The sequence below is a fragment of the Planococcus halocryophilus genome (assembly GCF_001687585.2).
GTDB classification, from domain to species: domain Bacteria; phylum Bacillota; class Bacilli; order Bacillales_A; family Planococcaceae; genus Planococcus; species Planococcus halocryophilus.
On sequence record NZ_CP016537.2, the window covers coordinates 637,830 to 662,413 of the forward strand.

20 protein-coding genes are annotated in these 24,584 nt (G+C 40.0%); 11 read left to right on the forward strand and 9 right to left on the reverse strand.

Going from position 1 to position 24,584, the window contains the following annotated elements:
• Window positions 1–52 precede the first annotated feature (52 nt).
• The 6 genes from BBI08_RS03285 (at window position 53) to BBI08_RS03310 (ending at window position 5,318) form a co-directional block, all read left to right on the forward strand.
• Window positions 53–550: a TspO/MBR family protein gene (locus tag BBI08_RS03285; protein WP_008497296.1), complete on the forward strand. Its 498-nt coding sequence runs from the start codon at window positions 53–55 to the stop codon at window positions 548–550.
• 54 nt (window positions 551–604) lie between these two features.
• Window positions 605–1,087 carry a cupin domain-containing protein gene (locus tag BBI08_RS03290; RefSeq protein WP_008497295.1) on the forward strand — a complete coding sequence of 161 codons (483 nt, stop codon included), beginning with the start codon at window positions 605–607 and terminating at the stop codon, window positions 1,085–1,087.
• A 466-nt stretch (window positions 1,088–1,553) separates the two neighbouring features.
• Window positions 1,554–1,958 (forward strand): LPXTG cell wall anchor domain-containing protein, encoded by a 405-nt coding sequence (locus BBI08_RS03295; RefSeq protein WP_008497294.1) that lies wholly within the window; start codon window positions 1,554–1,556, stop codon window positions 1,956–1,958.
• Window positions 1,959–2,016: 58 nt separating this feature from the next.
• Window positions 2,017–2,658, forward strand: a complete 642-nt coding sequence (locus BBI08_RS03300) for a class D sortase (RefSeq protein ID WP_008497293.1) — start codon at window positions 2,017–2,019, stop codon at window positions 2,656–2,658.
• A 531-nt stretch (window positions 2,659–3,189) separates the two neighbouring features.
• Window positions 3,190–3,996: an Ltp family lipoprotein gene (locus tag BBI08_RS03305; RefSeq protein WP_008497292.1), complete on the forward strand. Its 807-nt coding sequence runs from the start codon at window positions 3,190–3,192 to the stop codon at window positions 3,994–3,996.
• Window positions 3,997–4,304: 308 nt separating this feature from the next.
• Window positions 4,305–5,318 (forward strand): lysozyme inhibitor LprI family protein, encoded by a 1,014-nt coding sequence (locus BBI08_RS03310; protein WP_008497291.1) that lies wholly within the window; start codon window positions 4,305–4,307, stop codon window positions 5,316–5,318.
• Window positions 5,319–5,525: 207 nt separating this feature from the next.
• Here BBI08_RS03310 and BBI08_RS03315 read toward each other — a convergent pair whose 3' ends face one another.
• On the reverse strand, window positions 5,526–5,798 hold the full coding sequence (locus BBI08_RS03315) for a hypothetical protein (protein ID WP_008497290.1): 273 nt from the start codon (window positions 5,796–5,798) through the stop codon (window positions 5,526–5,528).
• Window positions 5,799–6,123: 325 nt separating this feature from the next.
• Here BBI08_RS03315 and BBI08_RS03320 point away from each other — a divergent pair, with 325 nt between their 5' ends.
• From BBI08_RS03320 to BBI08_RS03330, 3 genes are all read left to right on the forward strand, one after another.
• Window positions 6,124–7,734 (forward strand): DUF2075 domain-containing protein, encoded by a 1,611-nt coding sequence (locus tag BBI08_RS03320; protein ID WP_040850729.1) that lies wholly within the window; start codon window positions 6,124–6,126, stop codon window positions 7,732–7,734.
• 66 nt (window positions 7,735–7,800) lie between these two features.
• Window positions 7,801–10,221 (forward strand): AAA family ATPase, encoded by a 2,421-nt coding sequence (locus BBI08_RS03325; RefSeq protein ID WP_083383291.1) that lies wholly within the window; start codon window positions 7,801–7,803, stop codon window positions 10,219–10,221.
• Window positions 10,222–10,476: 255 nt separating this feature from the next.
• Window positions 10,477–12,024 (forward strand): hypothetical protein, encoded by a 1,548-nt coding sequence (locus BBI08_RS03330; protein WP_008497286.1) that lies wholly within the window; start codon window positions 10,477–10,479, stop codon window positions 12,022–12,024.
• Window positions 12,025–12,206: 182 nt separating this feature from the next.
• On the opposite strand, the gene BBI08_RS03335 is transcribed toward BBI08_RS03330, so the two are convergent.
• The 8 genes from BBI08_RS03335 to tnpA (BBI08_RS03370) form a co-directional block, all read right to left on the reverse strand.
• Entirely contained in the window at window positions 12,207–12,809 is a 603-nt protein-coding gene (locus tag BBI08_RS03335; protein WP_040850725.1) for a hypothetical protein, read from the reverse strand.
• A gap of 122 nt (window positions 12,810–12,931) precedes the next feature.
• Window positions 12,932–14,518 carry an IS66 family transposase gene (gene tnpC / locus BBI08_RS03340; RefSeq protein ID WP_065528195.1) on the reverse strand — a complete coding sequence of 529 codons (1,587 nt, stop codon included), beginning with the start codon at window positions 14,516–14,518 and terminating at the stop codon, window positions 12,932–12,934.
• 39 nt (window positions 14,519–14,557) lie between these two features.
• Window positions 14,558–14,914 (reverse strand): IS66 family insertion sequence element accessory protein TnpB, encoded by a 357-nt coding sequence (gene tnpB / locus BBI08_RS03345; protein ID WP_040850592.1) that lies wholly within the window; start codon window positions 14,912–14,914, stop codon window positions 14,558–14,560.
• The gene (gene tnpA, locus BBI08_RS03350; protein WP_051041677.1) at window positions 14,911–15,216 is read right to left on the reverse strand and encodes an IS66 family insertion sequence element accessory protein TnpA; all 306 of its coding nucleotides are present in this window, start codon (window positions 15,214–15,216) and stop codon (window positions 14,911–14,913) included. Before tnpA (BBI08_RS03350) ends, tnpB (BBI08_RS03345) begins: the two co-directional genes overlap by 4 nt.
• Before the next feature lie 547 nt (window positions 15,217–15,763).
• On the reverse strand, window positions 15,764–17,158 hold the full coding sequence (locus tag BBI08_RS03355; protein ID WP_065528487.1) for an IS110 family RNA-guided transposase: 1,395 nt from the start codon (window positions 17,156–17,158) through the stop codon (window positions 15,764–15,766).
• Between the two features lie 323 nt (window positions 17,159–17,481).
• A complete protein-coding gene (gene tnpC / locus BBI08_RS03360) occupies window positions 17,482–19,068 on the reverse strand; it encodes an IS66 family transposase (RefSeq protein ID WP_065528195.1) in 1,587 nt (528 codons plus the stop codon).
• 39 nt (window positions 19,069–19,107) lie between these two features.
• Window positions 19,108–19,464, reverse strand: coding sequence for an IS66 family insertion sequence element accessory protein TnpB (tnpB, locus tag BBI08_RS03365; protein ID WP_040850592.1), 357 nt, complete (start codon window positions 19,462–19,464; stop codon window positions 19,108–19,110).
• The gene (gene tnpA / locus BBI08_RS03370) at window positions 19,461–19,766 is read right to left on the reverse strand and encodes an IS66 family insertion sequence element accessory protein TnpA (RefSeq protein ID WP_051041677.1); all 306 of its coding nucleotides are present in this window, start codon (window positions 19,764–19,766) and stop codon (window positions 19,461–19,463) included. The genes tnpB (BBI08_RS03365) and tnpA (BBI08_RS03370) overlap by 4 nt, the downstream gene beginning before the upstream one ends.
• Window positions 19,767–20,945: 1,179 nt before the next feature.
• Between tnpA (BBI08_RS03370) and BBI08_RS03375 the strand changes: the two genes are divergently transcribed.
• Both BBI08_RS03375 and BBI08_RS03380 read left to right on the forward strand, forming a co-directional pair.
• The gene (locus BBI08_RS03375) at window positions 20,946–21,521 is read left to right on the forward strand and encodes a hypothetical protein (RefSeq protein ID WP_008496533.1); all 576 of its coding nucleotides are present in this window, start codon (window positions 20,946–20,948) and stop codon (window positions 21,519–21,521) included.
• A gap of 597 nt (window positions 21,522–22,118) precedes the next feature.
• On the forward strand, window positions 22,119–24,389 hold the full coding sequence (locus BBI08_RS03380) for an ATP-binding cassette domain-containing protein (RefSeq protein WP_008496534.1): 2,271 nt from the start codon (window positions 22,119–22,121) through the stop codon (window positions 24,387–24,389).
• Window positions 24,390–24,584: the final 195 nt, after the last annotated feature.

A 24,584-nucleotide genomic window follows, 5' to 3' on the forward strand; every position in this document is an offset into this window, starting at 1 on the left:
AGAAAATCCGCGTTCCCTGTAAAAGACAACTGAATTTAGAGGAGGGAAGTGTATGGAGTTCCTGAAAGTGAAGGGCAAGATCAAAACCGGAAAACTGGCGTTGAGTATAATGGTGCCGATTGTCGGCGGTTCATTAGCCGGCGCTTTCGCAAACCGCAACACCAAAGAAGAATACGCTGAATTGAAAAGGCCATCTTTCTCCCCGCCACCTTGGATCTTTCCCTTGGCGTGGACCGCTTTATACACTTCCATGGGAGTGGCAAAATACAGAGCAGCGGAAAAAGCCGCGTTGAAAAAAGAAGAGGGGAAAGTACTGCTCCCATACAATTTGCAATTGGGTCTGAACTTCCTGTGGTCATTTCTTTTCTTCAAATGGGGGCTACGCGGCACCGCGCTTGCGGAAATGGCTTTGCTGCTCGCAACGATAACGTGGACGACGTATGTATTTTACCAATACGATCAAACAGCCGGCACTCTCATGGTCCCTTATATCGCTTGGGTAATGTTCGCAATGGGCTTGAATGCTTCGATCTGGAAGCTGAATAAATGAACGGTAAGGGAGCAGGCCACTGGAGAACTAAGAGGAGAACGAAAGGAGAACAATATGAGAACTGATAAAGGATTTAAAGTAAATGCAGGGGATGCCAGATTTGGAGAACACTTCAAAATGAAAGGTGTTACGCTGAATAATTTAGACCTCAAAATCTCCGCGGCTGACACGGAAAATGATTTAACGGTGTTTGAGCAAACCGGACTTACTCCAAACGGAGGACCGCCTTTGCACATCCATCCTTTTCAGGACGAATGGTTTTATGTAATTGAAGGAGAATATCTATTTCAAGTTGGTGATAACAAATATCAAATGAAATCGGGCGACACTATTTACCTTCCAAGAAATGTGCAACATGCCTTCTTGCAATTGACAGAAAAAGGAAAGATGTTAGTTTCTTATTTGCCAGCAGGAAAGATGGAAGCATTTTTTAAGGTTACAGACAAGTGGACTTCTCCCCCGACAAAAGAAGAGATTACAAAAGTATTTGCAGATCATGATATGAAAGTTGTTGGAGCACCATTGAAAGCTGATTAACTAATTGGGAAATTGCGTCCCAGGGAAAGAAACAATTCTAAACGATTTTGTTAATTCAAGTCAATTGAATACAACAGAACATCCAATCCCGAGAATGCAAAGTTCTTGGGATTGGATGTTTTTTGTTCCACTCCCAAGGAAGCGCAATAAAATGAAACGATTCCATTTATAATCCATGCATTGCACACACGCTGTATTGACAAAGCGGATGTGTTTTTTCATTTTATTAGTCAGTATAATATTTTCGGGAATTTTGCCAATCGCAATGAAGTGGAAGTTCGACAACTATTAGAGGTATGCCATTCGGAATAAGGCACTTTCTATATTAATTTACGAATAAAGCATGTGACTTTTGATGCTTTTATGACAAAAAGAGTAAAAAATCAAAATTTATATTGAATAATTTGTTAATTCGGAATATTATAAAAGGAGAATAAAAAAATAAAGGAAATGAAAGGAGAAAAAAATGAAAAAAGGTATTTTTGGAATTTTATCGGGAACGCTTTTGTTTATTGGTACTACTTTTAGTGTCGCTGCGGATAATCACGTGGACAGAGATTGCGGTGAATTTGCAAACCATGAGGAAGTTATGGCATTTTGGTATGAAAATGGGTATAACGCAGACAATGATCCTCATGATCTCGACCGTGATAATGACGGATTAGCCTGTGAAGTAAGTCAAAGTGAATATGACAATTACGTAGCCAGCCAGGAAAATGATGATTCTGAGGAAGCAGTAGAAGAAAATGAGGAAGAAGGAGCAGCTTTACCGGATACCGCTTCGAACGGTCCTCTTATGATGCTATTCGGCGCTGGTATCGCTGGTGCGGGTTCATTGCTTTTATTCCGTCGTAAAAATAGAATGGCTTAATCTTAATGCGGAGCGGCAGGGAGTCTTCTGCCGCTTTACTGTGAGGTGATGATGCTTGATGAGGCGTTGGGTCGGCTTGATGCTTTTGTTTATTGGAATAGCAATCGTAGTCTATAATTTCCAGGAATGGAATACTGGACGAACAGCTGCACAGGATATCACTGAAAAAGAAGTGCAGGATTTTAAAGAAATTGCACAATCGATTGAAAAAGAGATGATTTTTACTCCACCGCCTGTTGAAAGCGTTCCTTCTCCTCTTCTCACTGCAGACGTATCACATGAAACGGGAGGAGAAATTGCAACACTACTTATACCGAAAATCGAACAAAAGTATTCAGTCTACTGGGGAACTGATCCTTCCGTTTTGAATCAGGGAGTCGGGGTGTTTGTCAGTGATCTGACGACTGTTCCCGGTGGTTACGGGCATACTGTGTTAAGCGGCCACCGTGATACAGTGTTTACAAGATTGGGAGAGTTGGAAAAGGCGGATTTGCTCCATGTCCAATACGAAACTAAGACGTATGTATATGAGGTTATGGATAGTTGGATTACGCATGAAGATGATAGGACTGTCATTGTGGAAAAAGACGAATCTATTCTGACTTTAACAACTTGTTATCCGTTTGATTTCATCGGTTATGCATCAGACCGCTATATCGTACAAGCAAGATTGGTTGGTGAGCATGATATTGCAGATTAGCACACTGAATGAAATCGCACCCCTAAATCGCGCCCCAGTGAAAGAAACAATTCTAAACGATTCCGACAATACGTTACAATTCATATCACATACATTGCCACACCTGCTGCATCTACATTGCTGGTGTGGTTTTTTCGTATTATTCATCTGTATAAATTGTGTGGGAATTGTTTCGCTCCCTGGGAAGCAATATCTAAAAGTGTTGCAATAAAGTGCTAAGAAGGAGTTAACAAATTTGGACCTTTCCTATTGGATGGGTAAGGTCATTTTTTGATATCGGCGAAAATAGAGATCAGTGGAATAAAAACTCGGATCAGCATATAGAATTTAGTTCAGGAGATGCTATATGAACTAGACCCTCATTGTGTTATATTGGTAATATTATAGTATAAATGGGAATTGTATAATACTTCAAAAGAACTATGTCAGGAATTATTTTACAAAATAATAGATTCAATACATTGCTAGCTCATAGCAAGTCAAAATAGTAAGCACGATCTAATCTTCATAATCAGAAAGGGGCTTATACGTATGTGGAAAAACAAAAAACTAGTAGCGACAGCCGGGCTAATCGTTCTGTTAAGTGGCTGTGGCGAAGAAACACTCGAGAAGGATGAAGCAGTCCTTGAAACAACAGAAGTTGAAGCTGCAGAGCCAGAAAAATCTGAAGAAGAAGTAGCAAAAGCTGAGACAGAAGAGAAGAAAAAAGCGGAAGCGGAAGAACAAGCAAAGGCTGAGACAGAAGCAAAAGAAAAAGCCGCGGTAGAGGAAAAAGCTAAGGCAGAAGCGGAAGAACAGAAAAAAGCAGAAGAACTAGCAAAAGTTGAAGCCGAAGAAAAGGCAAAAGCAGAAGAACTAGCAAAAGCTGAAGCTGAAGAGGCAGCACGTAAAGAAGCAGAAAATGCAGGTTCAGCTTCCCAACAACAAGCGGCAAGAATGGCCGAAGAATACCTATCGTATACCGCGTTTTCGAAAAGCGGACTGATCGACCAATTGGAATTCGAAGGATTTAGTAACGCGGATGCTACATTTGCTGCAGAAAAAATCGATGCAGATTGGAGCGAGCAAGCAGTAAAAGCGGCTGAAAACTACATCGCCTACACGGCTTTTTCAAGAACGGGCCTTATCGAACAATTGGAATTTGAAGGCTATAGTAACGACAATGCGACATACGCAGTAGACGAAATCACTGTGGACTGGAGCGAACAAGCGATATTAGCCGCAGAGAATTATATCGAGTACACTTCGTTTTCGAGATCTGGACTGATTGAGCAATTGGAGTTTGAAGGGCATAGTAAGGCGGATGCTACGAATGCTGTGGATGTTATTGGGCTTTAATAAAGTATGTGAAATCAGTAATCTGATATGGGGAACGTTCTCACACTATAAATACACTTGAGATAGTAGAGCTGTCTCCCGCATTTTCTTGGAAACAACTCGCGCCTGCGCTTTGGGCATGGCTCTCGCAAGAAGCCAGGAAGAACGCCTGTCTTCTTGCTTCGCCTAGCCCGTGGACGCGCCGGTGCTGGTGTGCAGTTCTTTTTTTCACAAAAAAAATAGCCGCTTTTCTAAGCAGTTTATTTAAATCACGTCCCAGGAAAGCGAAACTAATTAAATATATTAGACTACTGAGGAAGAGGGGAAGCATGGAAAAATTTATTGATTACTATGTATTATTGAATATACTACCGACAGCGAGTGAAGAGTTGATTAAACGTGCTTATCGCATTCAGTCTAAAGAATTACACCCAGATCAAGGAGGAAATGAGCAACAATTTATCTTACTAACAGAGGCATACGAAGTTTTGAGTAATCCCTTAAAAAGAAAAGCATACGACCAAGACTATGCCTTTTATCAACAAACTCGAAAGCGGGGTAATGAAAGTTCTCAGCAAGAAAGAAAACATACGAATTCTAAACGTGCATCAGAATCCACGGAAAATAAACCATTCTTGTCTTTTGACTATATGCGATTTGGAAAAGTTGCGCTTGGAGGGATCATTACTCTAGGGGTTCTTGCGAAAGCAATTAATGCTTTTGAAGAAAGTACTGAACCTGAGATTCCAATAGACCCTATTGTATTTCCAGTTTTAGAAAATGAACATTCTAACGATGTTGTTGAAGAGGCTGTCACCACTGAATATGTTGTAGGTGAAATAGAAGAATCAGGTGTGGAAACTGTGGAGCAATCAATTGATATTCCTGAGGAATCTGAACCGCTCAAAGATTTGATAGAAGAATATGAACAAGAAGAAGTGGAAAAAAATTCCACATTGACATATAGTACAACGGACTCTTTATCTTTATATGTTAGGTATTTAGACAGGATTTATAAATTGGAAGCGGATTTAGAAAGCTATGGGAAAGTATGGGAAACTGGAAGCGATGCCGAAATTACGCAAGCATCATATAATCAATTGAAAATTTGGGATGATCTATTAAATGAAATTTATCAGACGTTAAAAATAGAATTAACAGAAACAGAATTTTTAGAGTTGAGGGATTTTCAGCGTGCTTGGATAGCAAAGAAGGAAAGAATTGCAGATGAAGCAAGGAAGGATTTCGCTGGTGGCTCTTGGGAGGTTCCTGTATACAATGATGCTCAGTTGGAAGAAACAAAAGAGCGTTGTTATTGGTTAGTGATGAATTATATGAATTAAAAAGTAACATCCAGTGTAAGAGAAAATCTACAATATTTCAGTAATATACTACATCTCCTAAATCAACATTGTGGGAGTGGCTATTTCAACTTAAAATCATGTCCCAAGGAAGGGAACAAATAGGAGCTTTTTGAGAAGGTAGAAGCGGCTGAAAAAGACATATGAAAATGCATGAACCCGCTGCAGCGGGTTCATGCATTTTTATCGTTAACAAATTGTCGTTTCGCCCATTAGAATATCCCCGTTTTGACCATCTAAGTAATCGATACCCCATTCGCAATTCCCTTTATTTTGCCATTCAACAATATACTGTCCATCGTCATAGCGAATTGAAATAATGTCGACTGTCTCAAACGAATTCGCATGGCTCTGTTCGACAAGTGCTCGTGCTTCTGCTTCGGTAATCGTAGGGTTTGCAACAGAGCAGCCGCTCAATAGCAAAAGACACATCATTAAAAAGGTAATCATAGAGTTTTTCATCGCATTCACCTCTAAATAGGTAGACTGACCTGTAAGGAAGAACGTTACATAGAAGCATGGAATCAATAGAAAAATAGATTTTAAAGAGAATATTAATAAAATTGTAAAAATATTTCGTTTATTCGACCGGTAACAGTTAAATAATGTTAATATATTTGTATTGAATATCCAATTGTTGAGGGGAACGCCGCCGTGTTTATCTACAACGAAAGCTCTTCAAAGTTCATCGATTACGTACTAGAAGATCGGATCGAATCGGTGTACGATTCTAAACTTGAACTTTAATACAAAAAACTGATTTTTCATCTAGAGAGGCTGAAGCTTTATGGGCACGATTGAACTAAAGACATGGGACTTCAACAAAACTGCGTTGGACAGTATCAAGAAAGAAGCTTACTTTGATTATCCAGTCGTTTACTTTTTGAACAATAATACCACTGTATATATTGGGGAAACTGTCGCCTTTAAAAATCGGATGAAATCTCACTTGAATAATATTGAGAGAAAGAAATTAGAAAAAATGACGCTCATCATTCATGAAAAGTTTCATCGATCAGCTACATATAATATAGAAACCAAATTAATTAATTATTTTTTAGGCGATAATCGTTACAAGCTGCAAAACAAGAGTCAGACGGTGCAAAGTGTTATGCACAATTATCATGATAAAGAATTCTACGATATAAAAATTTTCAATGAGATATGGACAGAACTGTTGAATAGGAACATGGTAAATAGCCCGGCTCATGTAATTGAAAACAGAGACATCTTTAAACTTTCTCCTTTTAAAGAACTGACGATGACACAACTCGAGCTTAAAACAAAAATTCTAGAAGTGTGTGAAGAACACATCGATGATGATGAAACGTTTGTATTTATGGTTAAAGGTGAAGCGGGTGTTGGTAAAAGTGTGGTCTTAAGTTCCGTGTTTAATAGCATCCAGGAACGAGCAGCTGACAAAAATTCTAAACTCCATCAAACGAAGAATTACTTACTCGTCAACCATTCAGAAATGCTGAAAACGTATAAAAACATCGCAGCCAATGTAAAGTTTCTGAAAAAGAATAACTTTGACAAGCCGACAAGTTTCATTAACAAGCAAAAGAAAGCTGCTGAAAAAGCGGACATAGTTTTAGTCGATGAAGCGCATTTATTGCTGAGCAGAGCGGATGCGTTCAATGGCTTTAATGAGAACAATCAATTAGAAGAAATCATTAAACACAGCAAAGTCGTCATCGTTGTTTACGACGAAAAACAAGTATTAAAACTGAAAAGCTATTGGGACGAAGAACGGCTCAAGAAAATAGTGTCAGGCTATCAAAGAGAAGAGCCCTACGTTTTAAGAGAACAGTTCCGCATGAATGCAGGTGATGATGTGATCAATTGGATCGACAATTTTGTAGAGAAGCGAATTGGTAAGCTCCCGAAAGATGAGCTATATGATTTTCAAATATTCGATTCTGCCAAGAAAATGCATGATGCCATAGTGGAAAAGAATAAAGAATATGGACTCTCCAGAGTGGTATCAACATTTGACTACGAACATAAGAAAGACGGCGAGCAGTACTACATCAGAGAAGACAATCTCGAAATTCCCTGGAACTCAACCGACACTAAAAACACCTGGGCAGAAAAGCCGGAGACAATCAAAGAAGCGGGATCCATCTATACAATTCAAGGTTTCGATTTGAATTATGTAGGCGTGATATTGGGACCATCAGTTACTTATGATGAACAAAATGATTGCTTGAAGATTGTAACTGAAAAATATAGTGACACCGAAGCGTTCAGAGGAAAAGATGGAATTGAGGATGTTGAACGAGCGAAAGAACAGATTATATTGAATTCCATTAATGTGTTGATGAAGAGGGGGATAAAGGGGCTTTATGTTTTTGCTAGTGATGGGGGGGTGAGAGAGCGACTTATTGAACTATAAAGATAAATATAAAGCAGTAACTAATTAAAAAAAGATATTATAAAAGGACTTTTAAATCTCAAAGGTATGAAAATTAAATTGGAAGTGGTGTTCGCATTGGGGATGTGGGGATTAAATATTAAGGGTGGATATTTTAAAGAGGAGTCACAATTAAAATTATATGATAAACATAAACACGTAGGTTCATTAATTTATGGAAAGAATGGTAGTGGAAAGTCTAGTATATCTCGTGCAATATTTGAAAAAGACCGTTTAATAAAAGAAGAGATTAAAGAAGAAGAACTTGAATTCTCTCCTTTAATTTTTCAGGCTCATGAAGAACATCCTAAACAAGGTAGTAAAGTAATGTCAGAGGATGAGGTATCTAGTTTTAAGTATTTGATCTTTAACGAAGAGTTTGTTATGAAAAATATTCAATTCAAAACTGATGGGTTAGACGCTATAGTTATGTTGGGAGATCAAAAAGACTTACACGAAAAACTAGAAAGTAACAAAGACGAAATAGAAAAAAGTATCAGTGAGAGAAAATTATACATAACAGATTTAACTGATGAAGATCGGATGTCTTCTGCGAAAATAAAAGAGAATATTAAAAAAAATCTATCCGAACGCTGGAGTACTACGGAAAAAGATATTAAAGACAACTCAATTAAAAGTGCAGTAACAAATAGTTTAATTGATAAAGTAATAGATCTTTCAGAGAACTCTAGAAGTTATGGAGATATTTCTGAAAAAATAACAAGCTTGATTAAAAAGTTAAGAAACATCCGTTCACTTGAGAAAGTTGAAGAAATAAATATAAAAGTGTTAGATTATAATTTCGAGAAATTAAAAATTCTACTAGAAAAGAGAATTGAAAAGCCAGATTTAAATGAAAGAGAAAATAAAATACTAGAAGTTATTAAGGATACTAATGGATTGATGATGTCTCAAACCAATAATTTAATTCAAAGTGACACAGAAGATTGTCCACTTTGTTTTCAAACCATCAATCCCAATTATAAAAAGGAAATTTCAATTGCTATTGAAAAATTGCTACATACTAGGGCGGCGAATGAACATATTCAAGAATTAGATAAAAAAGAATTACCTAATATAGATATGACCTTAGATACATATGAAAATATTGTTGCTTCTTTAACATTAAAAGATTTAACTCAAAAAATTGATTTGTACAACGAATGTATAAAGTCTGTTAACAAAAAGATATTTATAAAAATTCAAAACCCTTACTCGCCTATAGACATAGAAGAAAAAATAATTAAAAAGTGTTTAAATGAGATAAACAAAGTCATAGAAATTTGTAATAAAGAAATAAAGATTTTTAATAATGATATAGCTGAAAAGAATAAAATCCTTGAAGAAGCATCTAAACTGAATTTGGATCTTGCTCACAAAGATGTAAAGAGCTTAATTAGTGATTATAAAAAACAAAGTATTTCAGAAAGTGTATTGAGTAGGAAAATAGAAGGATTAAATACTTTACTTGAGAAGTTAGAAGCAGAAGGAAAACAAATAGAAGCGGAACTCTTAAATACTAACATTGCATGCGACCTTATAAATGATTACTTAAAATATATTTTTTATGATAGTGAAAGACTTACTATTCATCCAGATGATAAGTATTATTCAATTAAATGCAGAGGAGAAAGCATTAAGCTTTCATCTTTATCTATTGGAGAGAGAAATTGTATAGCTCTATGCTATTTCTTTTCACAATTATTTAAAGGAAAGTCAATGCAAAAGGTATTTCAAGAAAAATGCTTGCTAGTTATGGATGATCCTATTTCTAGTTTTGACTTTGAAAATAAAGTTGGTGTTTTTTCTTTTTTAAGATTTATTTTAAATGAATTTCATTCTTCAAATCAAGAAAGCAGAGCCATTATTTTCACTCATGATCTAGAAGTTTTTAATCATCTTTTTAAAATTTATAATGATATCAAGTTAAAGGATAAATATTCCACTATTCATTTAGAAAACAAAAAAGTTAAATTCATTAATTCTAACGACTTCAACGAATATAGTGATTTACTAAATCAAATATTTGAGTTTGCCCATAATCAAGAAGCACCTGTTAAACAACTTTCAATTGGTAATATAATGAGAAGAGTGTTGGAAGCTTTTGCCACTTTCAACTATAATTTAGGGATAGAAGGTCTTACTGCCAATGAAAAAGTATTAGATTTACTAACAACTGAAAAAGAAAAAGCTTATTTTAAAAATCGCATGTATAGATTAGTTTTAAATAGTGAGAGTCATTTATATGAAAGAACTAGAGGTATTTTAACTAGAGGATTCGCAGAAAACTTTTCTGTTGATGAAAAAGTAAAAACTGCTAAAGATATTATTATTCTCATGCATAGTTTAAATCCAACTCATATCGACATACTTCTAAGTAATAAAAATGATTCAGACCAAACTTTAGAAGAAAAGTTGAAATTAATAAATAGTTGGAGAAATGAAATTTTCTCTTCAATTACAAGGTAGCTTTTAATGCATGTAGTTTCAATTTATTAATCTTGTAAGTTGTTTAGTAATGGGGTGTCTCCTGATGAAATCGCTGCACAGAAAAGAAACAATTCCAACAATACAAGAATATTTATAATCCGTATATTGTCACACTATTGCTATATCAATATTATAGGTGTAACTTTTTAATTTTTATTTATCAGTATAAAATTTTTGGTGATCGTTCCGCTTATAGGGAGACTAAATCCAACTATCGTTTAAAGGAGAAACCTTATGTTGACAAAAGATAGTATTGAAAGAGTGATGAGAGAAAGAAATCGGAAAGGTGATAACCTTATAAGAGATATTCAAATAGTTCAAAGTTATTTTGGACTTGGAATTCAAAAAACTTTTACCTATCAGTCTCTTGCTGATGAATTCGGGGGAATGACTCGGGAGAGGATACGTCAAATCATCAATAATAAGTTCATTAAAAAAGTAGAGGAAATGGACAAAGGTAGTTTATATGAAATTCAAAGTGTAGTAAGTGAGTTTCCAGTAATATTGTTGGAAGATTTAAAAGATATATTAGAACAAAGAGGCCTTGCTGATAATGGACTTCATAATCAGGGCTTGTATAATCTGTTAGAAGTGTTTGAAATATGCTCGGAATATGAAGTGTGTACACTAGACTTCGACATACCTACCCGATTTGATTTCGAAAATAGTGCTTCTGTATTTATGGTGCAAAGAAAAGCAAAAGATACTCTTTATAAAGCGCTTCAGAATATACGAGAAGTTTTGGGGATGCATGGAATTGTTTGTTTGGAAAAAATATTTGAACAGGAGAACCTTGATAAAAGAAATATTTTATTTTTTCGAAGCCTTCTTTCACACTCCAGAGACTGCTGGACATATGAAAGTAAAGAGGGTTTATGGTATCTCTGGGAGAATAGGGATAGTGTCTTATTTAATGTACTTGAGAAAGTAGCATTCGTTACAAAGAAAATTCCAATCGAAAATTTATCCGATGTGATACATCGATATATTAATCGGCGTACTTTGCTATATGGAGCTCCAAATCAAGCAATAATTAGTAAATATCTCAAGGAAGGCAAAAAAACTATTTATAACAATGATGAGGTAACTCTTTTAATTGATGGAAAAGTTCTCAATGATATTGAGCAAAGTATCTTGAGATTTTATCGAGAGCGGGAGGAAGTAAATATACCTTATAGTGAATTAAGTGTATATCTTCAAGAACTTGACTATCAAAAACCTTATTATGACATAGCTTTATTTCGGTCTCCTATACTATTTGTAGAACGGAGTGACGGAAGGGGGAATTATCGATTTATAATCATAGATGCTTTGGCATCTATGAGCTTGTATGAGAAAACTAAGAAGCGACTTGGAAAATTAGAGGGGACAAATATCTCTGTAGAAGTTCAGATGCGTAAAGAACAGGCCATTCTTAGAGAGTGGTTGTTCCTTGGGAAAAACTCTGAATACTGTGCAATTTGTGGTGAGTTATATAGTATTAGTAGCATGGTTTGTGCTCATAAAAAGAAGAGAGCCAATTGCACAGAAGATGAGAGAACTGATCCATATATAGTTATGCCACTTTGCTTATTTGGGTGCGATATTATGTATGAACACGAATATTTCGAAATAGTAGAAGGGAAAGTTGTTAGCCATTTAGAGGATTTAATGGAGACAGAGAAAAAATATGTCAAGGCAATCCAGGGACGTGCAATAGATTTTCGGTGGCTTAAGGGTAATGCAGATTATTTCAAGCGTGAATATCTTCCAGGGATGAGAAACAGTACTAAACGATTCTGACAATACACGACAATTTATAATGCATGCATTTCCACGCACGATGCATCAGTATTCAGGGTGTGGTCATTCGATTTTATTCATTCATATAAATTGTTTGGAATTGTGTCGCACCCCTGGAAGCGAAATTTAAAGCAAAGACATTCTATATTATATGAAGGAAGTCTATTTTATAATTTCATTCATCATTTTATTCTAATTTCTATTTCTTTTCCGTCCTCATAAACTAAACTGAACTGTTTAATCTTACTATCGGAAAGTGTTTTATGTATTATTTTACAGTCCCGCACCATACTATCAGTAATTTCTTCCGCTAATTGATTCTCTATGTTCGAATTCTCTGGGTTCGAATTTCTAAAAAATTTCGCGAATTTAGGTCTTAATATTTCTTCTACAGCAGTTGCGCCTCCTGCACTTAAAATCGGTAGTAATAAATCAGTTACTAAAGGATTGGATATTAATTCTATCCATAAGGATCCCTCAGAAAACTTTTTTATTGCAAGTGGTTCTGTGTTCCTTGAAGAAAATTGCTGTATGCTATTACGAACATGACTATGGCTTCTTCTATTTCTGTAATTTGTTTCTCTATAATATCTTCTTTCTAAAATTTCAATAAGTTTATAAGTTTTACTTTCCGATAGAGTCAATATACTTAATTGTTTATGTAAACTATTAAAACCATTAAGTAATAATGTGAAATCCTTTAACAATAGTCCTTCTTCAAAATCGATATATAATTTTAAATTTTCGATTTGTGCATTATTATCCATATTATCAATTCCTCTCATTATAAGTTGAAAAACGTGCCCCTGTGTAAGAAACAATTCTAAAAGAGTAAGCGTCTAATAATGAACACCTGGTTTCTTAGAAAAGAAAATGCCTTTCCGATTTTTTGTCGGAAAGGCATTTTTTATTTTTTCTTTTGGATATAACAGTCTTTCGGAAGTTCCTTCGACCACGGCATGAGATGCTCGAGGTTCAGGTCCGCCGTCATGTCCAGCTGCGGAAGTTCTTCGAAAAGAAATTGAAGGTAGAAAAATGGATTCAAGCCATTCTCTTTGGCTGTCTCTACGAGACTGTAGATGATGGCACTGGAATTCGCTCCGCTTGTCGAAACGGCGAACAGCCAATTTTTTCGTCCGATGACGAACGGTTTAATCGACCGTTCCGCACGATTGTTGTCGATCTCGATGCGTCCGTCTTTCATGAATGTTGTCAGCTTATGCCATTGATTCAACGAATAGGTGATGGCTTTCCCGGTGGCTGATTGCGGCGCAATGATTTCTTTTTGTTCATGGAGCCAAGCCAAATAAGCATCCAGCACAGGCTGACTGTCTTTTTGTCTTATTTTCAACCGCTCTTTGGCGTCCAACTTCTTGATTTTTCGTTCAATCGCGAATAATTGGTTACAGAAGTTGAGGCCCTTTTTGGCAATCGTCGATCGGGTGGAACTTGATGAGGGGCTCTTCAATGCCTTCAGCGCCTCATCGAATTTCCGACGGGCATGTGCCCAACAGCCCGCGAGCTCCACATTTTCGAGCGATTCATAACCGGCATATCCGTCGACGTTGAGGTAGCCTTCGTATCCCTTCAAGAAATCCTTCGGATTTTTACTCGATCGGTTCGCTCGGTAATCGAAAAGGACCATCGGTTTTTTCGTTACAGAACTCGTGCGATAGAGCCACATGTACGACTTGGATTGTGCTATCTTGCCGGGTTCATCGAGAACTTGCAGGCTAGTCTCATCGGCATGAAGCAACTCTTCCTGCAGGAGTTGACGGTGGAGAAGATCATAAAACGGGCGCAACCAGCGGGTCGTACTTGAAATCATCCAATTCGAGAGTGTCTGGCGGTTCAACGGGATGCCCATCCGTTCCAGCTGCTTTTCCTGACGATAAAGCGGAAGACCATCCGCAAATTTTTGCGTCATGACAAAGGCGATTGCGGAAGGTGAAGCCAATCCCTTTGGGATGACTGGATTTGGCATCTTCGCTTTGACGATGGGAGTCGTGATGGCATGCTTCTCACAATGACGGCAGCTGTAAATGTGCTGAACGTGTTCCACCACTTTGACCTGCGCCGGAACGACCTTCAATTCTTGCCGGGTTTGGTGGCTCATTTCATGAAGTTCGTGATTGCATGCCAAACAGACCTTCTCTGCATCAGAAAGGTCGTAATGGATGGTTTCGACCGGCAGGTCTTTCAGTTTTTCTGCACGGCCGCCAATTTTTTTGCGCGTGTAGTTGATGGTCTCCATTGTCGGTTCCGCCAATAAGACGGCAGAAGAGATTTCGGCTTCGTTGAAAAGCTGAAGCGTCAACTGGTTGTCGTCCGTCTTTTCGCTGGATACACCAAAGCGTTTCTGCTGGGCCAATCGAAACTGCTCTTCGTACCACTGCACCTTCAGCTCCAGTGTCTTCATCTGGTTCTCTAGCTGCGCGTTCTTCTTTTCCAATTCTTCAATTGTGGGTGAGGTCTTTCCGTCCATTATTTTCATAAGTCTAAGAATAGCACAAAAGTTTTGCCTCAAATAGACCTAAATGATTTTTTTCGCCGCAACGGATGGATGCGCCTGACGTTGGTTCAGCGGCAGGCCATCAAGCAACCAGTTCAACTGCCGAGACGTGATTGGAAGGGGCAGGCTGGACCCAAGGTCCGGCCAATCGAACAACCCTTTTTCCAATCGGCGGTAGTAGAGCCAGAAGCCATTGTGATCCCAGAATAGAATCTTGAGCTTGTCTTTCTTCCGGTTACAAAACACAAAGAGCGCGTTGGAAAAAGGATCGAGCTGAAATAATTCCTGGACGATAACCGCGAGCCCATCAATTGACTTTCGGAGGTCTGTCGGTCCGGTAGCCAAATACACCCGCTCGACAATTCGGCCATTCATCATAATTGATTAAGTGTCCGAAGGACCTTCAGTAACAGTTCGTCCTGGAAGCCACTCATCACCTCAATTTCCACATTTTTTATTTTCAACGTAAGCGTCGTCTCGCTCGAAGGTTCTTCTACCAGACAGGAGACCCAAGCGGTCTCTTGCGACTTTTTGGATACGGGCGACTGTTTGCGCAGCCAGTATTTCATCGTGTGGAGTTTGATGTCCTTCCTCTCGCACCATTGAACTAAAGTTTCTCCACTTTCCCGATATTCACTGATTTGACCTGTCCAATATAATTCTTTCTCTTTTCTTTTCAAAAAAACTCCTCCCAGAAATTTAAGTCTGGAAAGAGTATCTCATGAAGAATCTTCTATTAGAACGTGCTCATTATTTGACGCTTACCTAAAAGATTCTGACAATACACGACAATTTATATGCTATACATTGCCACACTTGCTGCTTAAACATTGCAGGTGTGGTTTTTTGATTTTATTCATCTCTATGAATTGTGTAGGAATTGTGCGGTACACAGCGTTTAATGTGAAATAAGTCAAGCGCTAATAATCACGATTTTGGGCAACACGAAACCAAAGGTCAATTGGTAAAAAATTGAAATCAACAATCATAGAACCTAATAAGGGCATTTCTCCGCAACGTACAAGGTCTTGTTGTTTGTTTCCACAGGGATACAGCCTACTTCATGCAAAATAGACACATTGACGTTTTATTCGTATTTGTGGAACAAGACCTATTACGCTGTGTAACGAGGTCATGGCGCCTCAGGGAAAAATTTCAATATGGTCTGACGTTCCGGAAAAATGCCGTTTTTCCTAGTCAAAGTAATAGGTTTGCTTATCTAAGGCGTCAGTTCAGGACGTAACGATTGAAGAACAGAGCTTGTTTTTCTTTATTTCGTAATTTACTGGCAATCACCGATTGGAGGCTTTTGCCTTCTGGTCCTGTCTGGTAAACCTGTTTCTTTTTCATCATGGCGAATGCAAGGCGCAGTAACCGATTGCCCAAAGCAATGTAGATCTGTCCTATTTTTTTCCCTTTCGCTTTCAGTTCTTCGGCCTTTTTTTTCATGGTCGGATTCTGACCCATCATGGCTTTACCAGCCCGGTACACAGCGCCTCGAAAATCGGCTCGCCCTTGTTTAGAAATCCGATGGGAGGTCGCCTTTTTACCGCCAGACTGCCGGATGATCGGATTGGTGCCGGCCATCTTAATGAGCTGTTCGGGGCGTGTAAATAAGGAAAAATCCCCTATTTCTGCTGTCAGCTCAGAAGCAGTGATGACACCAACGCCCGGGATGCTTAATAAGATTCCACCGTCCGTTTGGAGAAGCACCTGTTCCATCTCCGCCTTGACCTGTGCCGCTTGTGCTGCCTTCAATTCCAGCTCATCGAGCTTCAGACGCAACATCAGAAGCTCCGCTTGCAGGAACATTTTGGGTTTAGAAACCGATTGACGGGCAAAACGGACAAGACGCTCAATGGATTGATCGCGCATTTTCAAATTTTGTTCGATTGAAACCTGGCGTAGTCCAGCTTCTCCCAACTTTAAAATGTCCGAAGGATGTGGATAATGGCGCATCAAGAAACGGGATGATTTGGAGTCGAAGGTAGAAAAGATTTTTAAGATGACTTTTTCACCATCCACTTCCTCCACAATTCCCTGAAACTCTCGGAAGATATGGTCCATATAGAGACGGATATGGTTAATCGTCTGCGAATGGGTATTCACCAATGCCCGGTGCGCACGTGACAACATTTTGAGCTGTTCCAATAACGGAAGGGCCTCCTGGCTCGTCTGCCCGCGTCCGTGCAGGAGTGACTGGGTGATGGCCATGAGATCCACGTTGTCAGTCTTCGTATAATTAAGTACGGTTTCCCGTTCTTTCGCCGTTGTCGCGGCGTTGATGATCCGGACGATGAATTTTTTCTGTTCACAAAGGCGGACCAAATCTTCGTAGTAATGCCCCGTTGTCTCGATGCCTACGACCACTTCTTCGAACGCATATCCTTCTTTCGCCTCTTCAATTTCCTTCACCAGCCGGTGAAAGCCAGTGGAGGAGGCATTGAACTCAAACGGTTTGACGAGAATATCGCCGTATACATTGCAGATCATGGCGGCGTTTACAAACTTGGCAGCGTCGATCGCGACAATACAAATCTTTTCGGCATTTTCGCCTCTCATCAAGCGGTTCCAATGACTTCCGTTGCTCCCCTGAATATGGTTAAATGTAGATAGAACCATTGTTTTCAGCTCCTTTTGGGTGGGTGTTTCGGAAGTTCTGTGATTGGTACTTCTTATATACCCAGAAAACAATGGTTCTTTGTGTTGTCGTTTATCTATTTTATATAGGTAAGCGTCTAATAATGAACACCTGGTTTCTTAGAAAAGAAAATGCCTTTCCGATTTTTTGTCGGAAAGGCATTTTTTATTTTTTCTTTTGGATATAACAGTCTTTCGGAAGTTCCTTCGACCACAGCATGAGATGCTCGGTAAGCGTCTAATAATGAACACCTGGTTTCTTAGAAAAGAAAATGCCTTTCCGATTTTTGTCGGAAAGGCATTTTTTATTTTTTCTTTTGGATATAACAGTCTTTCGGAAGTTCCTTCGACCACGGCATGAGATGCTCGAGGTTCAGGTCCGCCGTCATGTCCAGCTGCGGAAGTTCTTCGAAAAGAAATTGAAGGTAGAAAAATGGATTTAAGCCATTCTCTTTGGCTGTCTCTACGAGACTGTAGATGATGGCACTGGAATTCGCTCCGCTTGTCGAAACGGCGAACAGCCAATTTTTTCGTCCAATGACGAACGGTTTAATCGACCGTTCCGCACGATTGTTGTCGATCTCGATGCGTCCGTCTTTCATGAATGTTGTCAGCTTATGCCATTGATTCAACGAATAGGTGATGGCTTTCCCGGTGGCTGATTGCGGCGCAATGATTTCTTTTTGTTCATGGAGCCAAGCCAAATAAGCATCCAGCACAGGCTGACTGTCTTTTTGTCTTATTTTCAACCGCTCTTTGGCGTCCAACTTCTTGATTTTTCGTTCAATCGCGAATAATTGGTTACAGAAGTTGAGGCCCTTTTTGGCAATCGTCGATCGGGTGGAACTTGATGAGGGGCTCTTCAATGCCTTCAGCGCCTCATCGAATTTCCGACGGGCATGTGCCCAACAGCCCGCGAGCTCCACATTTTCGAGCGATTCATAACCGGCATATCCGTCGACGTTGAGGTAGCCTTCGTATCCCTTCAAGAAATCCTTCGGATTTTTACTCGATCGGTTCGCTCGGTAATCGAAAAGGACCATCGGTTTTTTCGTTACAGAACTCGTGCGATAGAGCCACATGTACGACTTGGATTGTGCTATCTTGCCGGGTTCATCGAGAACTTGCAGGCTGGTCTCATCGGCATGAAGCAACTCTTCCTGCAGGAGTTGACGGTGGAGAAGATCATAAAACGGGCGCAACCAGCGGGTCGTACTTGAAATCATCCAATTCGAGAGTGTCTGGCGGTTCAACGGGATGCCCATCCGTTCCAGCTGCTTTTCCTGACGATAAAGCGGAAGACCATCCGCAAATTTTTGCGTCATGACAAAGGCGATTGCGGAAGGTGAAGCCAATCCCTTTGGGATGACTGGATTTGGCATTTTCGCTTTGACGATGGGAGTCGTGATGGCATGCTTCTCACAATGACGGCAGCTGTAAATGTGCTGAACGTGTTCCACCACTTTGACCTGCGCCGGAACGACCTTCAATTCTTGCCGGGTTTGGTGGCTCATTTCATGAAGTTCGTGATTGCATGCCAAACAGACCTTCTCTGCATCAGAAAGGTCGTAATGGATGGTTTCGACCGGCAGGTCTTTCAGTTTTTCTGCACGGCCGCCAATTTTTTTGCGCGTGTAGTTGATGGTCTCCATTGTCGGTTCCGCCAATAAGACGGCAGAAGAGATTTCGGCTTCGTTGAAAAGCTGAAGCGTCAACTGGTTGTCGTCCGTCTTTTCGCTGGATACACCAAAGCGTTTCTGCTGGGCCAATCGAAACTGCTCTTCGTACCACTGCACCTTCAGCTCCAGTGTCTTCATCTGGTTCTCTAGCTGCGCGTTCTTCTTTTCCAATTCTTCAATTGTGGGTGAGGTCTTTCCGTCCATTATTTTCATAAGTCTAAGAATAGCACAAAAGTTTTGCCTCAAATAGACCTAAATGATTTTTTTCGCCGCAACGGATGGATGCGCCTGACGTTGGTTCAGCGGCAGGCCATCAAGCAACCAGTTCAACTGCCGAGACGTGATTGGAAGGGGCAGGCTGGACCCAAGGTCCGGCCAATCGAACAACCCTTTTTCCAATCGGCGGTAGTAGAGCCAGAAGCCATTGTGATCCCAGAATAGAATCTTGAGCTTGTCTTTCTTCCGGTTACAAAACACAAAGAGCGCGTTGGAAAAAGGATCGAGCTGAAATAATTCCTGGACGATAACCGCGAGCCCATCAATTGACTTTCGGAGGTCTGTCGGTCCGGTAGCCAAATACACCCGCTCGACAATTCGGCCATTCATCATAATTGATTAAGTGTCCGAAGGACCTTCAGTAACAGTTCGTCCTGGAAGCCACTCATCACCTCAATTTCCACATTTTTTATTTTCAACGTAAGCGTCGTCTCGCTCGAAGGTTCTTCTACCAGACAGGAGACCCAAGCGGTCTCTTGCGACTTTTTGGATACGGGCGACTGTTTGCGCAGCCAGTATTTCATCGTGTGGAGTTTGATGTCCTTCCTCTCGCACCATTGAACTAAAGTTTCTCCACTTTCCCGATATTCACTGATTTGACCTGTCCAATATAATTCTTTCTCTTTTCTTTTCAAAAAAACTCCTCCCAGAAATTTAAGTCTGGAAAGAGCATCTCATGAAGAATCTTCTATTAGAACGTGCTCATTATTGGACGCTTACTTATATAGTAGGGAAGGTCCGGGGACAATTTAACCTGGATAGTGGAAGAAAAAATCGCTTTCCTGTGTTAAAAAATTCTAAACGACCCTGACAATCCATACTCCATACAAAGTCACACCTGCAGCAATACTGCGAGTGTGACTTTTCCGGTTTATTCATTTCCTCATGAAACAAACGCTTGTGTAAACGGGAACAAAACAGGGAACTCTTATATCAATAGGTTAATCACCTGACTTGATCAGAAAAGGAGCAGTTGATAAAAACGCGTCCCTGGGAAAGAAACAATTCTAAACGATTTCAACAATACACAACAATTTATATCATATACATTACTGCAACCGCTGCATCTATGTTTAAGGTGCAGCTTTTTCATATTATTCATCTGTATAAATTGTGTGGGAATTGTTTCGCTCCCAGGGAAGCAATATCTCGATTCTAAAAAAATTTGTCTGTACACATTTACACTGCACACAGCACCGCTCTGAGAAAATCAACTTTCCTCAAGCGGTTTTCTTATTAACCGGGAACAAAACCTTCAGGTATGAGACAAAAAGAAACGTCAATGTCTAGAAAAAATCAGACTTCAACAACGCCCTAGAGAAAGAAGCAATTTTAAAAAATAGGGGAATGAAACATCGAGAGATCAGCGGAACGTGATAGAATATCAATTAGTGGGACATTAAATCTTCTTATAGTAAGCTGTATTATCTTGCCTAGAAGGAATTACTCCATTCATAGATGATAGATGAATTAAAAAGGATAGATAGCAAAGGGGACAAAACAGTAGAACAAAAATGAACGAGATACTCCGGAAACCGCTTCCCTGTGTTGAACACAATTCAAGGTATACAATAATACTGCATAAGAAAATAGAAAAATCCATATTAGAAAGAATTCCGATTGCATTTATATGGTTATCGTTAAGTATTCATAATTGAGGGACGCACAGGGGCCAATACTAAAATTAAATTACATATACAAGTTTCCCTATAAGCGCAATATTCATAGATAGAAATTTTAAATTTTATCCAGAGATATGAAATGTGTGGAAGTTGTTTCGCTCTAGGGAAGCGGAATGAAAGTAGGTAGACTCTTTGAATAAGTTGTATAAGCCAAAATTATTAGCAGCAATACCTATATTTTTAATTATTATTAGTTTATTAGCTGATGTATTTACTTTAACTAGTTTTAATACTATTGAATATATAAGAGGATATGCCCCATATTCCTATTTAGCAGTGTTAGTAATTCCAGTTTGTGTATATATGTTCTCAGTTGCTTTAAACCTTAGAAATTCTCGAAAAAAGTTTGAAGGTGAAATATCTTTCGACTACTCAAGAAACAGTGGGGTGTTACAGATAGGAGAGGAAGAATATTTGTTTGATACAAAATGGACTAAAGCAAGCGATCAATCTATACATGTCTATTCAGATGAAGAAAATATTGAAAACATTGGTCACTTAAGAGGTACATATGAATTTCCCAATGCTAATAACTTCAATGACTTTTTTAAAAATAGTTCACGCTCATACACAGTCGGAGTAGGAGATATAGTTTTGTGGCGGAATAAATGGGGGAAACATGCAGCTGTAAAAGTAAAAGAAATAAGAGATAATTCTAGAGGAGCAGAAGAAGATAAGTTATCACTAGAATACAAAATTTATAATTAATATAAAATAAAATCGCTTCCCTGTGTTGAACCCAATTCAAGACATACAACAATACTGCATAAATTCGTGTATCAAGAGTGGAATTGACTTTAGGTTTCTTCTTTCGAATAATCATGCTGTCATCCCCTGTCTACGGAATCAGGTATTTTTGTATAGAGTATACCCGTTTTTGTCCATTTTAAGGGGGTAAAAACGCGTCCCTGGGAAAGAAACAATTCTAAACGATTTCGACAATACACTACAATTTTTATCGCATACATTACCACACCCTCTACGTCTACATTGTGGGTGTGGTTTTTTGATTTTATTCATCTCTAAGAATTGTGTAGGAATTGTGGGGCACACAGGGAAGGTCCGGGGACAATTTAACCTGGATAGTGGAAGAAAAATCGCTTTCCTGTGTTAAAAAATTCTAAACGACCCTGACAATCCATACTCCATACAAAGTCACACCTGTAGCAGCAACACTGCGGGTGTGGCTTTTCCTGTTTATTCATTTCCTCATCCAATAAACGCTTGTGTAAACGGGACCAAAACAGGGAACTCTTATATCAATAGGTTAATTACCTGACTTGATCAGAAAAGGAGCAGTTCACCATGGCAGAAAAAAGAGATGAAATCATCCTGAGAGGGTTGCAGGAAAATAATTTGAAGAATGTCGATTTGAATATCCCGAAAGAAAAGATAAATGTGTTTACCGGCCTGTCGGGTTCAGGCAAAAGCTCAGTTGTCTTTGATACATTAGCGACAGAAAGCAGGAGGCAGATGACGCTGAACTACCCACTGTATATCCGGCACCAGATGCCGAGGTATGAACGGCCGCGTGCCGATTTGATGCAGCACTTAAGTCCGGTGGTCGTTGTCGAGCAGAAACCGGTAAGAGGAAATTCGCGTTCGACTGTCGGCACTTATATGGATATCGATCCGTTGATCCGCTTGCTATTTTCGAGGATCGGCAGCCCGCCGATCGGCTCAGCCGCCGAGTTTTCGAGTGACAGTTCTTTCGGCAAATGTCCGGAGTGCAGTGGACTCGGCGAAATTATTGCGCCGGATGTCCACAAACTCATCGATCATACGAAGTCACTCCGGGAGTCCGCGGTGAGATTCAGACCGCTCGCGCCACCCGGCTGGCAAGGCAGATGGATGGTGGATGGTGGATTGTTTGATCCCGATCTTCCCATCAAGGATTACACGGAAGAAAAATACAATCTTCTGGTCTACGGTCCGCGGGAAGGCGAGCGGGCATTCAGTACTTATTATTATAAAGTAGGCAATCGAGATATCGAATGGGACGGCATTCTTCCCCGGTTTATCCGCCTGTACATTAACCGCGACCTCTCAAAACTGAAAGTAACGTCACAGGAAGATGTGCTGGCGGTGACGGCACGTACACTGTGTCCGACCTGCGAAGGTTCTGGATTGAATCCGAAAGTGCTGGAAAGCAAAATCAACGGCTTGAATATCGCGCAATACGACCGGCTGGAAATGACGGATTTACTGAGTGAGCTGGCGAAAATAAACAATCCGGTTGGCACATCGATTGCGCAGCAGGTGTTACCAGGTGTCAAGCAGCTGGTCGATTTGGGACTTGGCTATTTGTGTCTGGCGCGAAAAGTTGGCACGTTGTCTGGAGGAGAAGCGCAGCGTGTGAAAATCGCGCGCCATTTGGGCAGCAGTCTGAACAATATCACGTATATATTCGATGAACCGAGTGCCGGGCTGCATCCAGAAGAAATCGAGAAGCTGACGCACATGCTGAAAAGTTTGAGAGACAACTACAACACTGTCGTCGTCATCGAGCACAATTTGGCCGTCATTAAAACAGCGGATGAAATTATCGAAATGGGTCCAGGCGCAGGTGTGACCGGCGGTCGAGTAGTTTATCAGGGCGCGCAGGAAGGCTTGCAGAAAGCATCCGCGATCACTGATTTAAACCATAAAGTCGCTGTCAATAAAACACCGCGACAGGTAGAAAACAGTTTTTCGATCATCAATGCATCTGCGAATAACTTGAAAAATGTAAGTGTGGAAATCCCGAAAAACGTGCTGGTGTCGGTATGCGGCGTTTCGGGTTCCGGGAAGAGTTCGTTAATGTTTGACGCATTTATAGAAAATTATCCCGAAACCATCGCGGTGAGGCAAAGCAGCATCGGAACCTCGAGCCGTTCGACACTCGCGACCTATATGGGGATCATGGATGACATCCGGTCGATTCTTGCCAAAGAAACAGGGCAGCCTGTGGGCTTGTTCAGCTTTAATTCAATAGGAGCCTGTCCTGTTTGTGAAGGCAAAGGCGTCACCACGCCGGACGTGGCATTCGCGGATCCCGTCACCGTTACTTGCGAAGCGTGCAGAGGGACGCGCTATTCCGATGAGGCGCTGTCGTATCGCCACTTAGGGAAAAATATTGTAGAGATTTTGGAACTGTCGATTGACGAAACCAATCACTATTTGAAAATGCCGAAAATCGTCAAAAAAGTGGATACCTTAAAAGATGTCGGCTTGGGCTACCTGACACTCGGGCAGACGACCAGTTCGTTGAGTGGCGGCGAAGTGCAGCGCCTCAAACTCGCCAGTCACCTGAAAAAAGAAGGCCAGATTTACTTGCTCGATGAACCCTCATTGGGACTGCACACAAAAGACAATGCGCATCTATTGGCCGTGTTTCAAGGACTCGTCGACAGAGGGAATTCGGTGATCCTCATCGAGCACAATCTGGACTTTATCGCGGCAAGCGACTGGGTCATCGAAATGGGTCCAGGTGGTGGTAAAAGAGGAGGAGAAATCCTATTTGAGGGAACACCGGAAGCGATGCTCGAGTCGGATACGGTGACGGCGAAGTGGCTGAGAAAAGATGCGGAGAGATGAAAAGATTCTTCTGTGTGGGGCGGCATAAAATCGCGCTCCTGTGCAGAAAACAATACACGACAATTTATTTACTATACATTGCTGCACCTACCACATGAAAAATTGGGGTGCAGCTTTTTGATTTTATTCCCCTCTATAAATTTGTGAGAATTGTACGAAACACATCGAACACACACTGCAACTAATTCATCTATG

Bases quoted from the DNA above. Each gene is read 5' to 3' on its own strand.
- BBI08_RS03310 (WP_008497291.1), top strand. From the start codon at position 4,305: ATGGAAAAATTTATTGATTACTATGTATTATTGAATATACTACCGACA.
- tnpC (WP_065528195.1), bottom strand. From the start codon at position 19,068: ATGAAAATAATGGACGGAAAGACCTCACCCACAATTGAAGAATTGGAA.
- tnpC (WP_065528195.1), bottom strand. From the start codon at position 14,518: ATGAAAATAATGGACGGAAAGACCTCACCCACAATTGAAGAATTGGAA.
- BBI08_RS03305 (WP_008497292.1), top strand. From the start codon at position 3,190: ATGTGGAAAAACAAAAAACTAGTAGCGACAGCCGGGCTAATCGTTCTG.
- tnpB (WP_040850592.1), bottom strand. From the start codon at position 19,464: ATGATGAATGGCCGAATTGTCGAGCGGGTGTATTTGGCTACCGGACCG.
- BBI08_RS03290 (WP_008497295.1), top strand. From the start codon at position 605: ATGAGAACTGATAAAGGATTTAAAGTAAATGCAGGGGATGCCAGATTT.
- BBI08_RS03335 (WP_040850725.1), bottom strand. From the start codon at position 12,809: ATGAGAGGAATTGATAATATGGATAATAATGCACAAATCGAAAATTTA.
- BBI08_RS03325 (WP_083383291.1), top strand. From the start codon at position 7,801: ATGAAAATTAAATTGGAAGTGGTGTTCGCATTGGGGATGTGGGGATTA.
- BBI08_RS03330 (WP_008497286.1), top strand. From the start codon at position 10,477: ATGTTGACAAAAGATAGTATTGAAAGAGTGATGAGAGAAAGAAATCGG.
- BBI08_RS03300 (WP_008497293.1), top strand. From the start codon at position 2,017: ATGAGGCGTTGGGTCGGCTTGATGCTTTTGTTTATTGGAATAGCAATC.
- tnpB (WP_040850592.1), bottom strand. From the start codon at position 14,914: ATGATGAATGGCCGAATTGTCGAGCGGGTGTATTTGGCTACCGGACCG.
- BBI08_RS03355 (WP_065528487.1), bottom strand. From the start codon at position 17,158: ATGGTTCTATCTACATTTAACCATATTCAGGGGAGCAACGGAAGTCAT.
- BBI08_RS03285 (WP_008497296.1), top strand. From the start codon at position 53: ATGGAGTTCCTGAAAGTGAAGGGCAAGATCAAAACCGGAAAACTGGCG.
- BBI08_RS03380 (WP_008496534.1), top strand. From the start codon at position 22,119: ATGGCAGAAAAAAGAGATGAAATCATCCTGAGAGGGTTGCAGGAAAAT.
- BBI08_RS03295 (WP_008497294.1), top strand. From the start codon at position 1,554: ATGAAAAAAGGTATTTTTGGAATTTTATCGGGAACGCTTTTGTTTATT.
- BBI08_RS03315 (WP_008497290.1), bottom strand. From the start codon at position 5,798: ATGAAAAACTCTATGATTACCTTTTTAATGATGTGTCTTTTGCTATTG.
- BBI08_RS03320 (WP_040850729.1), top strand. From the start codon at position 6,124: ATGGGCACGATTGAACTAAAGACATGGGACTTCAACAAAACTGCGTTG.